Source organism: Brevundimonas sp. BR2-1, from assembly GCF_037626195.1.
In the GTDB taxonomy this organism is placed as follows: Bacteria; Pseudomonadota; Alphaproteobacteria; order Caulobacterales; family Caulobacteraceae; genus Brevundimonas.
This window is the reverse complement of record NZ_JARKMV010000001.1, coordinates 522211-534917: the sequence shown is the minus strand read 5'-3', so window position 1 is coordinate 534917 and position 12707 is coordinate 522211. Positions and strand designations below refer to the sequence as shown.

11 protein-coding genes are annotated in these 12707 nt (G+C 67.3%); 5 read left to right on the top strand and 6 right to left on the bottom strand.

The window, feature by feature from the left end; genetic code table 11:
• Window positions 1–3: 3 nt before the first annotated feature.
• Both BrevBR_RS02680 and udk read right to left on the bottom strand, forming a co-directional pair.
• Window positions 4–627, bottom strand: a complete 624-nt coding sequence (locus tag BrevBR_RS02680; RefSeq protein WP_339999843.1) for a TetR/AcrR family transcriptional regulator — start codon at window positions 625–627, stop codon at window positions 4–6.
• Window positions 628–707: 80 nt separating this feature from the next.
• Complete coding sequence (gene udk / locus BrevBR_RS02675; RefSeq protein ID WP_332640914.1) at window positions 708–1355, bottom strand: uridine kinase; 648 nt, start codon at window positions 1353–1355, stop codon at window positions 708–710.
• Between the two features lie 206 nt (window positions 1356–1561).
• Between udk and BrevBR_RS02670 the strand changes: the two genes are divergently transcribed.
• Window positions 1562–3196, top strand: a complete 1635-nt coding sequence (locus BrevBR_RS02670; protein ID WP_332640961.1) for a long-chain-fatty-acid--CoA ligase — start codon at window positions 1562–1564, stop codon at window positions 3194–3196.
• Between the two features lie 3 nt (window positions 3197–3199).
• Window positions 3200–3889, top strand: coding sequence for a DUF1499 domain-containing protein (locus BrevBR_RS02665; protein WP_332640913.1), 690 nt, complete (start codon window positions 3200–3202; stop codon window positions 3887–3889).
• Here the strand turns inward: BrevBR_RS02665 and BrevBR_RS02660 are convergent, their stop codons facing one another.
• Window positions 3890–4792, bottom strand: coding sequence for an MBL fold metallo-hydrolase (locus tag BrevBR_RS02660; RefSeq protein WP_339999842.1), 903 nt, complete (start codon window positions 4790–4792; stop codon window positions 3890–3892).
• 57 nt (window positions 4793–4849) lie between these two features.
• Between BrevBR_RS02660 and BrevBR_RS02655 the strand changes: the two genes are divergently transcribed.
• Window positions 4850–4996, top strand: coding sequence for a hypothetical protein (locus BrevBR_RS02655; protein WP_300467599.1), 147 nt, complete (start codon window positions 4850–4852; stop codon window positions 4994–4996).
• Between the two features lie 3 nt (window positions 4997–4999).
• On the opposite strand, the gene BrevBR_RS02650 is transcribed toward BrevBR_RS02655, so the two are convergent.
• Window positions 5000–5398, bottom strand: a complete 399-nt coding sequence (locus tag BrevBR_RS02650) for a TIGR01244 family sulfur transferase (RefSeq protein ID WP_332640911.1) — start codon at window positions 5396–5398, stop codon at window positions 5000–5002.
• 2 nt (window positions 5399–5400) lie between these two features.
• On the bottom strand, window positions 5401–5922 hold the full coding sequence (locus BrevBR_RS02645) for a hypothetical protein (RefSeq protein WP_332640910.1): 522 nt from the start codon (window positions 5920–5922) through the stop codon (window positions 5401–5403).
• A gap of 288 nt (window positions 5923–6210) precedes the next feature.
• Between BrevBR_RS02645 and BrevBR_RS02640 the strand changes: the two genes are divergently transcribed.
• Complete coding sequence (locus BrevBR_RS02640) at window positions 6211–9192, top strand: TonB-dependent receptor plug domain-containing protein (RefSeq protein WP_339999841.1); 2982 nt, start codon at window positions 6211–6213, stop codon at window positions 9190–9192.
• Between the two features lie 144 nt (window positions 9193–9336).
• On the top strand, window positions 9337–9894 hold the full coding sequence (locus tag BrevBR_RS02635; RefSeq protein WP_332640907.1) for a hypothetical protein: 558 nt from the start codon (window positions 9337–9339) through the stop codon (window positions 9892–9894).
• 103 nt (window positions 9895–9997) lie between these two features.
• Here the strand turns inward: BrevBR_RS02635 and metH are convergent, their stop codons facing one another.
• Window positions 9998–12664 carry a methionine synthase gene (metH, locus tag BrevBR_RS02630; RefSeq protein WP_339999840.1) on the bottom strand — a complete coding sequence of 889 codons (2667 nt, stop codon included), beginning with the start codon at window positions 12662–12664 and terminating at the stop codon, window positions 9998–10000.
• Window positions 12665–12707 lie beyond the last annotated feature (43 nt).

The following is a 12707-nucleotide window of genomic DNA, read 5'->3' as shown; positions in this document are numbered from 1 at the left end:
CCTTCAGACGCCGTAGCGGGCCAGGAAGGTCTCCACCGCGTCGCTCGCAATCTGGTCCACGGCGCGCACCGGCATGACCTCGTCGCCCGTCACCAGCGGCATGAAGAAGACCGGATGCTCGATCATCCCCATCAGCTGACCGGCCGCCCAGGAGGCTCGCGCGAACCTGATCTCGCCCGTCTCCGCCATTTCATTCAGGGCGTCGATCAGCACCTTGCCGAAATCGGCCTTGCCGCGGTCGAAGAATTTCAGGGCCACTTCGTGGAACCGCCGCCGCTCGGCCATGACGAGCCGGAAGACCGCCCGGATGAACGGATCGGCCATGAAGGCGGCGTAGGTGCTGGCGAAGCCCATCAGCCGCTCCCGCGCCGGGCCGCTGGTCGTGCGAACGTCGCCCATCAGGCGTGTGAACTCCACGGCGGCGTCCTCGATCACCGCCGCGAACAGCTCCTCCTTGCCGTCGAACAGGGCGTAGATGGTTGCGGTGGAAACCCCGGCGTCGCGGGCGATGGGCTCGATCCTCGCCCCGGCGTAGCCCTCCGTGGTGAACGCGCGTCGCGCGTGCTTCAGGATAATGTCGCGCTTGACGCCGTTGAGGGAAGGCTCGTGCGTGGCGGGGGCCGGCATCTGGAATTCGCTGCTCGCTGAATTCACAAGTTGACCCCTCATCAGGCGACGGGCAAGAGAAAACAGCCGTTTTTATACAATCACCGGTCGCATAATTTCATCAGTAGCGGATGGGCCAGTACGGGAGCGGCCAGCCGGACCACGGCCTGCGGATCTTCCAGCCGCACCGCGGCGGTGGCGTCGGCCACCACGAAGTCGGCGTTCAGGCGGGACGGCTCCGTCAGCCGCTCATGGCCGGGACGAACCGTGGCCAGATACTGGTCGATGACGGACTCGGCCGTGCGGCCCCGCTCGGCCTGATCGCGCAGCAGGCGCCGGATGAAGCGGATGTCGGCGGGAGTATCCACGAACACCCGGATGTCGAACAACTCGACGAGGCCCGGGGTGCACAACACGTGAGTGCCTTCGACGATCACCACCGGGGCCGCGCGCACCGGCTCGCCCCCCGGCTCCCGGCCGTGGTGGATGAACGAATAGATCGGCACGGTGACGTCGCGTCCGGCCTTCAGAGCGGTCAGGTCGCGGATCATCAGCTCATGATCACGGGCGGCCACGTCGTCGAAGTCGAAGGTCGCCGGATCGAATCCCGGCAGGCTGGCCGCGTCGCGATAGTAGGAATCCTCGCGCACCAGTACGGCGGCGTCGTCAGGCAGACCCGCCACCAGGGCTTCCGCGAGCGTGCTTTTGCCGGAGCCGGAACCGCCGGTGATCGCGATGAGAATGGCCATGGCGGCCTTCTAGGGCGGCGCGGGGGCGGCGGCTAGTAGCCCCGGCGTCCCGCGAGGGAGCAGCGGAACCCCTCATGGCTACAGAATGCCGCACTCAGGGGTTCCAGGTCGTTCGTTGACCCCGCGTCACGTTGCTTATCCCCGGACGCGCCGATAGCGTGGCGTTAAAGCGCCTCGGTAGCAGGCGCAGCGCTTGAGGGATCGTGATGCTCGGATTGATGCAGGACTGGCCGCTGACGGTCGACAAGATCCTGGACCACTCGAAAAACTGGCATGGCCACCGCGAGGTCGTGAGCCGGTCGGTCGAAGGCCCTATCGTCCGTACGACCTATGCCGAGATCCACGCCCGGGCCAAACGCGTGTCCGCCGTGCTGAAGGACTGGGACGTCAAGGTCGGCGACCGCGTCGCCACCCTGGCCTGGAACACGGGCCGGCACATGGAGGTCTGGTACGGCATCATGGGCATCGGGGCCGTGTGCCACACCCTGAACCCGCGCCTGTTCCCCGAGCAGCTGATCTACATCATCAACCACGCCGAAGACCGGATCATCTTCGTCGACCTGACCTTCATTCCGCTGCTGGAAGCCGTGCTGCCGCACTGTCCGACGGTGGAGCGGGTGGTGGTCATGACCGACGAATTGACCATGCCGGCGACGAAACTGCCCGGCGCCGAATGCTATGAGGCGCTGCTGGCGACGGCCTCGGAGGACGTCGCCTGGGGCGGGTTCGACGAGCTGACGGCCTGCGGCCTCTGCTATACCTCGGGCACGACCGGCAATCCCAAGGGGGTGCTGTATTCCCATCGATCGAACTTCATCCACACCCTGCTGGGCATGCAGGCGACCGTCCTGGGCGCCACGCCCAGCGAGGTGATCCTGCCCGTGGTGCCGATGTTCCACGCCAACGCCTGGGGCATCGCCTTCGCCGGCCCGGCGGGCGGAACCAAGCTGGTGATGCCGGGCGCCCGCATGGACGGCGCCGCCATCTATGAACTGATCGAAAGCGAGGGCGTCACCTTCTCGGCCGCCGTGCCGACGGTCTGGCAGGGCCTGCTGACCCACCTGCGCGAGAACAACCTCAAGATTCCGACGGTGAAGAAGGTGCTGATCGGCGGCTCGGCCGTGCCCGAAAGCCTGATCCGCGCCTTCCATGACGAGTTCAACATCGAGGTCCTTCAGGGCTGGGGCATGACCGAGACCTCGCCCATCGGCACCCTGTCCAACATGACGCCCGAGCTGAGCGCCCTGCCATATGACGAGCAGATGAAGTGGCGGGTGAAACAGGGCACGCCGCCCCTGGGCGTGGAACTGAAGCTGAAGAACTACGCCGGTCAGGAAATGCCGCACGACGGGCACACCTACGGCCGGCTGATGATCAAGGGGCCGACCATCGCCGGGGCCTATTTCAAGGACGAGGGCGGCGACATTCTCGACCACGAAGGCTTCTTCGACACGGGCGACGTCTCGACCATCGACGAGCAGGGCTTCATGCAGATCACCGACCGCGCCAAGGACGTGATCAAGTCCGGCGGCGAGTGGATCAGCTCGATCGAGATCGAGAACATCGCCGTCGGCCATCCGAAGGTCGAACTGGCCGCCGTCATCGGCGCGGCCCACCCGAAATGGGACGAACGCCCGGTGCTGGTCATCAAGCTCAAGCCCGGCGAGGCCCAGAACAAGCAGGAGCATCTCGACTTCCTGCAGGGCAAGATCGCCAAATGGTGGATGCCCGACGACGTCGTTTTCGTGGACGACATCCCGCTGGGCGCGACGGGCAAGATCGACAAGAAACTGGTTCGCGACCGTATGAAGGACTACCGCCTGCCGACGGCGGGGGCCTGACCCATGGCGACCGCTCGCAAGGGAGGGCAGGGCGTCGCCTCGCTTCTGGCGCTGAGCCTGGCCGCGCCTCTGCTGGTTCTGGGCGCCGCCCTGCTGACCCGGGCCGGAGCCCTCTCGCTTGAGACCGGCTACGACCTGCTGACGATGCGGATCGGCTGGTGGCTGGCGCTGGCGGGCGCCGTGGCGGCCTTGGGGGCAGTGGTCCTGGCCTTGCGCGATATCCGCCGGCTCGGCCTGATGGCCCTGGCGGCGGTGGTGGCCGCAGGAGGGACGCTGGGCGGCTTCGTCTGGCAGAACAACAGGCTGGCCGGCGCGCCCTCCGAGGACATCAGCACCGATCTGGCGGAGATTCCGGGCTTCGGCGACCTCGGTGACGAGCGCGGAAATCGGGGACCCCGCGTGACCGCCGGCGTCGAAGCCTGTCCCGGAGCCCTGCCGGTGATGAAGCAGATCGCACCGGAATCGGCGATCTGGGCGCTGGAGAAGGCCGGCTTCACGATCCGCGGCGCCGGCGTGGCGCGGGCGGACGGCACCCGCGAAGGGTTCTGGTTCGGTTTCGACCATGACGCCGTGATCCGCATCCGTCCGGGACGCACCGACATCCGGGTCGCGGCGCGCGACAGCCGGTCCCATGGCGGCGACGCCTGCCGTCTGGCGTCCCGCATCAGCGCGGCGCTGCAGCCCGCCGGCTAGTCAGCCAAGGATCCAGTCGGCGTCGATCACCGGCCCGGGCCGCGCCTTGACCCGGCCCGCTCGTTCCAGTGCGATCAGATGCGCCCAGACCGACAGGCTGGCCGCCGGCCACAGCCGCGAATCCACGGCGGCGTAGAGGTTCGGCACGATCTCCGCTATCCGCCCGTCCCCCGCCGCCAGCCGTTCGACGATCTGGGCCTCCCGCGCCTGACGGTGGGCCTTGTAAGCCGCCAGAAAGGGGTCGGGCGCGGTGACCGGCGCGCCGTGCGTCGGCCACAGGGTGGAGAATCCGCGGGCGATGACCCGGTCGAGGCTGTTCATATAGGCGGCCATGTCGCCGTCGGGCGGGGCCACCACGGTGGTTGACCAGCCCATGACGTGATCGCCGCTGAACAGGGCGTTCTCCTCGCGCAGGGCGAAGGCCATGTGGTTCGAGGCGTGTCCCGGCGTGGCCAGCGCCTCCATCGTCCACCCGTCGCCCGCGATCACTTCTCCGCCGGACAGCACGACGTCCGGGACGAAGGTCTCGTCGTCGTCCTCGTCCAGGAGGGTCGAGGCGTGGATCGTCCGCGCCGGCGGCCGGGCGGCCAGGATCGGGGCGTCGACGGCCCGGGCGAAGGGGCGGGCGAGGGGGGCGTGGTCGCGGTGGGTGTGGGTCACCACCACATGGCTGACCCGCCGGCCCGTCACGGCGGCCAGCAGGGCGGCCAGATGGGCGTCATCCAGCGGGCCCGGGTCGATCACCGCCACGCCCGCGCCGGGCCCGGATCGGCCCACGATGTAGGTCCCTGTTCCGGTGAAGGTGAAGGGCCCCGGATTGTTCGCGATCACCCGCTGGATCAGCGGCGAGACCGTATCGGCCCGGCCGTATTCGAAGGGCGGCATGGAAACGAAGGGGATCATCAGGCGCGGCCCGGGCCTTGCGTCAGGACTTCGTAAACCTTCTCCGGAGTGCGCATCGTGGCCGTTTCCATCGCCCTGGCTGTCTCAAATCGGCTCCAGCCTGTGGCTGCGGCCTTCCTGTGTCTCATGGCGATGCAACTGGCCGTGGCGTCCTGCACGCCGGAACCCGCTCCCTACGCCGCCCGCGTCGCGATCCTGCGCTGATGCTCAGAGGGGCAGCCGGCTGAAATCATAGCCGGCGCCGGCTGCGGCGGCGCGCAATTCGTCCGCATCCACGCCGCGCAGCCGTTCCGACATCGCCCAGGCCGCGGCCGAGCGCGTTCCCGAACGGCAGAACATCACCGTCGGCCGCCCGTCGGCCAGCAAGGCGCCCACGGCGGCGGCCTGCGCCGCGTCCGGCATTCCGGTCACGGGAATCCAGGCGAAGTCCATGCCGGCCTTCCGCGCCGCGTCTTCCATCTCGGCGGCCGTCGGCTGTCCGGGGTCTTCGCCGTCGGGGCGGTTGCTGACGATACGCCGCACGCCCCCGGCGGCCAGGTCCGCCAACGCCTCCGGCGCCAGCTGCGGCGAGGTCCAGACGGTCGGCGAAAGCGGCCGCGGGGCCATCCCTATTGCCGCCGCACCCGCACGGCCCGGCTGTCGCCGACCGTCAGCAGGAAGCTGCCCAGACTGGCCTTGCGCACCCGGACGGCGTCGCCCTGCCGGGGACGGTACCGAATGGAGTCGGAATCGATCTGGCGCCAGACTCCGCCGTCCGCCAGCCGGAAGACCCAGCGGTCGTCGGCGACCTGTGTGGCGCTCTGAAGCGTGGTCTCGATCGAGTCGATCTCGGGCACGCCCTCGGCGGCGGCGCCGAACAGGCGAGGCAGGGAGGGCATTTCGAAGCCGAACAGCTGACGCCGGGCCTCCCCGACCTGGGCCCGGTCCAGAACGACGACCTCGCCCTGCCGCTCGGCGGCGTCCAGGGCGCCGACGGCCGCGTCGTAACAGGACAGACGGGCCGCGCCGTCGGCGATCGAGCGGCAGGCGGTCACCCGGGAGAGGGTTTCCGCCCGCTCCTGCGGCGGCGTGGCCTGGACGGAGAGGGCCGCGACGGCCCCGACGGCCGCAAGACCGGAAATAAACGACATGATGGTCCTCGTCCGACTGTCCGCCCGCCCCGACCTAAGTCGGTCAAGTCGTCCGTGGCGTCAACCGGATTGGCCCGCAACAGGCGCTGTGACCGTATCGTGGCCTAAATACGACAGTCGCGCTTCGACACGGTTACAACCATGTAATTAAGCTGGCGAACGGTACGGCGCAGAGCATAACGTCGGGCAACTGCGGCGGGGGAATCTGTCCGTGGGAGAAGGGAATATTCCATTCTAAGGCCGCGACACCCCGGAAACGGGCGCTTGTCGAACATCAGGAGACGACCTTTGAGAACCCAGAAAACCCGTAATCGACTGCTGTCGACGACGATGATCGGCGGCTTCGCCGCCTTGGCCTTCGCCGCACCGGCGATGGCGCAGACCGCCCCGGCGCCGCAGGACGAGACGCAACTCGACGAAGTCGTCGTCACCGGCTCGCGCATCCCGCAGACCAACCTGGTGACCACCAGCCCCGTCACCCAGGTGACCGGCGAGGACATCGACATCGCGGGCGTGACCCGGGTCGAGGACCTGGTGAACCAGCTGCCGCAGGCCTTCGCCGCCCAGAACTCGACCGTGTCGAACGGTTCGTCGGGCACGGCCACGGTTTCGCTGCGCAACCTTGGTTCGTCGCGCACCCTGGTGCTGATCGACGGTCGTCGTATGGGCTACGGCTCGCCGAACGACGACGCGGCCGACCTGAACCAGATTCCGGAACAACTGGTCGAGCGCGTTGAAGTGCTGACCGGCGGCGCTTCCGCCGTTTACGGTTCGGACGCTGTCGCCGGCGTCGTCAACTTCATCATGAAGAAGGACTTCGAAGGCGTTCAGATCGACGCCCAGTACGGCTTCTATCAGCACAACAACGACTATGACGGCGTCGGCAACCTGCGTGCGGAAATCGCCCGCCGGGCCCAGACCAACGCCGCCCAGTTCGTCCTGCCGGACGACAACGTCTCGGACGGCGAGAGCCGCTCGATCAACGCGATCCTCGGCGCGTCCACCGCGGACGGCCGCGGTAACGTGATGGCCTACGCCGGCTACCGGAACAACAATCCGGTCCTGCAGCGTGACCGCGACTATTCGGCCTGCGCCCTCGGCGCTCCGAACGCCGGCTCTGGCCCGACCACCTATTCGTGCGGCGGTTCGGGCACCTCGTTCCCCGGCCAGTTCACGGACTTCTCGACCTTCGCCTACACGATCGGCGCGGGCCGGACCTTCGTTCCCTATGTCGGTGACGTGAACGCCTACAACTTCGGCCCGCTGAACTACTATCAGCGCCCGGATGAGCGTTACACCTTCGGCGCCTTCGGCCGTTACGAAGTGAACGACAAGGCTGAAGTCTTCGCCCAGCTGATGTTCTCCGATTATCAGTCGGTCGCCCAGATCGCGCCGTCGGGCAGCTTCTTCAGCGTCGCCGACATCAACTGCGACAGCCCCCTTCTGTCCGCCCAGCAGGCGGCGGCCATTGGCTGCGACGCGGCCGAGATCGCCTCCGGCGCTCGTGAGGACATGTATGTCGCCCGTCGTAACGTCGAGGGCGGCGGTCGTCAGGACAGCCTGAACTACACCTCGTACCGCGGCGTCGCGGGCATCCGTGGCGAGTTCGCGGCTGGCTGGAACTACGATGTGGCCGCGCAGTTCTCGCGCGTTCGCCTCGGCCGTACGTACCTGAACGACTTCTCCGTCACGCGTCTGACCCGCGCCCTCGACGTCGTCGACGTCGGCGGCACGCCGACCTGCCGGTCGGTGGTTGACGGAACCGATCCGAACTGCGTGCCCTATGATGTCTTCATCGCCGGCGGCGTGACGCAGGAGGCCCTGGACTATCTGCAAATCCCGCTGATGCAGACCGGTGAAACGACCCAGCAGGTCGTGACCGCCGCCGTCACTGGCGACACGGGCTGGGCGGTTCCCACCGCCTCGCGTACCGTGCAGGTCGCGTTCGGCGCCGAGTATCGCCGTGACGCCCTGTCCTCCACGACCGACAACGCCTTCGCCACCGGCGACGGCGCCGGTCAGGGCGGCCCGACGATCGGCATCAGCGGCGACACGGACGTGGCCGAAGTCTTCGGGGAAATCCAGATCCCCCTGGCCGACGACCAGCCCTGGGCCTACTCGGCCTCGCTCGACGCCGCCTACCGTCGTTCGGAGTATGAGAACCTCGGGACGGACACCTACAAGATCGGCGCCGACTACGCTCCGATCGAGGACATCCGTTTCCGCGCCAGCTACTCGCGCTCGGTTCGCGCCCCGAACGTGATCGAACTGTTCACGGCACAGGGCTTCAACCTGTTCGACGCCGACGCCGATCCCTGCGGCGACGTCACGGGCACCTCGGTCCAGCAAGCCACGCTGGCCCAGTGCACGGCCACGGGCGTTCCGACCGCCAACTACGGTTCGGGCGCGCTGAACAGCCCGGCCGGCCAGTACAACTTCCTGCAGGGCGGCAACACCGCGCTGAACCCTGAAGAAGCCGACACCATCACCTACGGTGTGGTGTGGACGCCCAGCTTCATCCCGCGCTTCAACATCAGTGTCGACTATTTCGACATCGAGGTTGATCAGCTGATTTCGTCGGTGGGGGCCCTCAACACTCTCGACCTCTGCTATCAGCAGAACGACGCGGCCGCTTGCGGACGGATCAACCGTAACGCCAACGGCCAACTGTGGGTCGGCGACGGCTTCGTCGAGGATCTGAACAACAACATCGGTGGTCTGGCGACCTCGGGTATCGACATCAACGCCAACTATGGCGTGGATCTGGAAGACTGGGGCGCGCCTGCTTACGGCAGCCTGCAGTTCTCCTTCGTCGGCACCATGCTGAACGAACTGATCACCGACACCGGTCTCGGCACCGCCAGCTCGGTCTATGACTGCGCCGGCTTCTACGCCAACCAGTGCGGCGTTCCGAACCCGGAATGGCGTCACCGCGCCCGTGTCACCTGGGTCTCGCCGTGGGACATGGACCTCTCGGCGACCTGGCGTCACTACGGCGAGGTCGAAATCGCGGTTCTCGCCTCGGACGGCTCGCTGAACAACGGCGGAACCCGTCTGGACCGCTACTTCGACGCCGAGAACTACCTCGACCTGGCGGCGACCTGGCAGGTGATGGATACCGTCACCCTCCGCGCCGGCGTCAACAACGTCCTGGATAACGATCCGCAGATTTCCTACAGCGTGGGTACGACCGGCAACGGCAACACCTATCCGCAGCTGTATGATGCGCTGGGCCGTTACTTCTTCTTCGGTGTCACCGCCAACTTCTAAGGCCTGATACCCGAGACAAACTGGGGCGGCGGATCTTCGGGTCCGCCGCCCTTTTTGTTGCCCGCAGGCGCGCCGCAGAAAAACCATCTGCCCTGTTCAAGCGTTGCAGGCCGACACTCTCATCCACTGTTCCAGGCGCTCTTCATGCTGATCACCCTCGTCTCCGCCCTGATGCTCTCCACCCAGACGCCCGCGGTCGCCCCTGTGCAGGCGCCCGTCCAGACCCGGGACGGCGTCATTTCCACCGCGCCCGGCGCGGAAGCGGTGGAAACCGAGCGCTTCCGCGAGGCGGTGGCCTACGCCAATCCGATGCCCCGCGGCGCGCCGGAGGGCGACTATCCGCTGGTGGCCTGGTGCGAGGCCCTGGTGAACGGCCACGTGGCCCTGGGCGAGACCCTGACCAACCGCGATCCGCTGGATCTGGACATCATCCGTCTGGGCAAGCTGGAGGCGGCCGATTTCCGCGCGGCCCTGAACGCCGCGGAACCGCGGCAGACGGCCGCCAGCCGCGCCGCCGCACAGGCCGCCGCCGCCGAGGCGACGGCCAAATGGACGCCGCTGATCGGGCAGGACGAGACGGTGCGCAGTCAGGCCTTCGGCCTGTTCTTCGGTCTGCCGGGCCGGTGCGAGCACGCCGCACGCCGCATCCGCGGAAACATCACCAGCGCACCGGCGACGCCGGCGGACGTGGGCCTGGAATAGGCGAGGAATTCGGCGACGGATTCGCGGGGATTTCGAAGACTTGAGAGATTACCGCCAAGCCGTCGTCCTCGGTCAAGCCCGAGGATGACGGGGGTGACGGGTCCTAGGCTGCGTCGCTCCGCGGCGCCGCCCCCGGCTCGTAGTTGAGGATAGGCGACAGCCAGCGTTCGGCTGTCGCCAGATCCCAGCCCTTACGGCGGGCGTAGTCCTCGACCTGATCCGGATCGATCTTGCCGACGCCGAAATAGTGGCTTTCCGCATGCCCGAAATACAGGCCCGAGACCGACGCCGGCGGCGTCATGGCGAAGCTTTCGGTCAGGGCCATGCCGGCGTTGTCTCCGGCCTGAAGCAGGCGGAACAGGGTCGCCTTCTCGGTATGATCGGGCTGGGCCGGATAGCCGGGCGCCGGGCGAATGCCTTGATATCGTTCGGCGATCAGGTCTTCGACGGTCGTCTCCTCGTCCGGCGCATGGCCCCACAGCTCGGTGCGAACCTTCTTGTGCAGCGCCTCGGCGAAGGCCTCGGCCAGACGGTCGGCCAGGGTCGTGGCCATGATGGCGGAATAGTCGTCTCCGGCGTCCTTGAACCGTTTGGCGATCTCCAGTTCGCCGTGGCCGGCGGTCACGGCGAAGGCGCCGATATAGTCCTTGCCCGTCCCGGCGATGAAATCCGACATCGCCAGATTGGGTTTGCCGCTCGATTTCCTGATCTGCTGGCGCAGGGTGTGGAAGCGGGCGATCTCTTCGCTGCGGGTCTCGTCCGCATAGACGGCGATGTCGTCGCCGACGGCGTTGGCGGGCCAGAAACCGACCACGCCGCGTGCGGTGAACCATTTCTCGTCGACGATCCGCTTCAGCATCGCCTGGGCGTCCCTGAACAGGTCGCGCGCCGCCGAGCCGACGATCTCGTCCTCGAGGATCAGCGGATAGCGGCCGATCAGCTCCCAGCTGGCGAAGAAGGGGGTCCAGTCGATGTGTTCGGCCAGATCGCCCAGATCCCAGCTGTCGAAGGCGCGCACGCCCAGGAACGACGGCGCCGGGGGCAGGGGCGTAGCGGGGTCGGGCCTGAACCGGTTCTCGCGCGCGGCGGGCAGGGACGCCCGCGCCTTGACCTCCTGGCCGCGCGCGTACTGCTCGCGGATGCGGACATATTCGTCGCGTGTGGCGGCCTCGTTCTTCGCCCGCTCGGTCTTCGACAGCAGGCCCGAGACCACGCCGACGGCGCGGCTCGCGTCGATGACATAGGTGGTCGAACCTGAGCGATAGCCAGGCTCGATCTTGACCGCGGTATGGGTCCGGCTGGTCGTCGCCCCGCCGATCAGCAGGGGAATGTCGAAGCCGCGCCGCTCCATCTCGCGCGCCACGAACACCATCTCGTCCAGCGACGGCGTGATCAGGCCCGACAGGCCGACGATGTCGACCTTGTGCTCGACGGCGGCGTCGAGGATCCGGTCGGCCGGGACCATGACGCCCAGGTCGATGACCTCGTAGTTGTTGCACTGCAGGACCACGCCGACGATGTTCTTGCCGATGTCGTGGACGTCGCCCTTGACCGTGGCCATCAGGATGCGGCCGGCCTGCTCGCGCGGCTTGCCAGCCTTTTCGGCCTCCATATAGGGCTCGAGCCAGGCCACCGCCTGTTTCATCACACGCGCCGACTTCACTACCTGCGGCAGGAACATCTTGCCCGAGCCGAACAGGTCGCCGACCACGTTCATCCCGTCCATCAGCGGGCCTTCGATAACGTGCAGCGGGCGGTCGAACGACAGCCGCGCCTCCTCGGTATCGGCGTCGATATAGTCGGTGATGCCGTTGACCAGGGCGTGCTCGATCCGCTTGCCGACCGGCTGGTCGCGCCATTTCAGGTCGACGACCCGGGCCACGCCCTTGTCGCCCTTGTAGTTGGGGGCGATGTCTACGAGGCGTTCGGTGTTCGAGACATTGGTCCGCTGCGGCCGGTTCAGGATCACATCCTCGACGGCCTCGCGCAGCGTCGGGTCGAGCGTGTCATAGACCGGCAGGTCGCCGGCGTTGACGATGCCCATGTCCATGCCCGCCTGGATGGCGTGGTACAGGAAGACGCTGTGGATCGCCCGGCGCACCGGCTCATTGCCGCGGAAGCTGAACGAGACGTTGGACACCCCGCCCGAGACGCGGGCGTAGGGCAGGGTCTGTTTGATGACCCGCGTCGCCTCGATGAAGTCGACGGCGTAGTTGTCGTGCTCCTCGATCCCCGTCGCGACGGCGAAGATGTTGGGGTCGAAGATGATGTCCTCGGGCGGGAAGCCGACCTCGTCGACGAGGATGCGGTACGCGCGGGTGCAGATCTCGATCTTGCGCGCGGCGGTGTCGGCCTGGCCGACCTCGTCGAAGGCCATGACCACCACGGCGGCGCCGTAGCGCAGGCATTTGATCGCCTGTTCCCGGAACTCGGCCTCGCCAGCCTTCATCGAGATCGAATTGACGATCGGCTTGCCCTGGACGCATTTCAGGCCTGCCTCAATCACCTCCCATTTGGAGCTGTCGATCATCACCGGCACGCGGGCGATGTCCGGCTCGGCCGCGATCAGGTTCAGGAAGGTGATCATGGCCTGCCGCGAATCCAGCAGGCCCTCGTCCATGTTGATGTCGATCACCGAGGCCCCGGCCTCGACCTGCTGACGCGCCACCGACAGGGCGGCGGAATAGTCGCCGTCGATGATCAGCTTCTTGAATTTGGCCGAGCCGGTGACGTTGGTCCGTTCGCCGACGTTGATGAAGGTAGGACGCATTACAAATTTCCGCTCATCCCGGCGAAAGCCGGGACCCAGTATT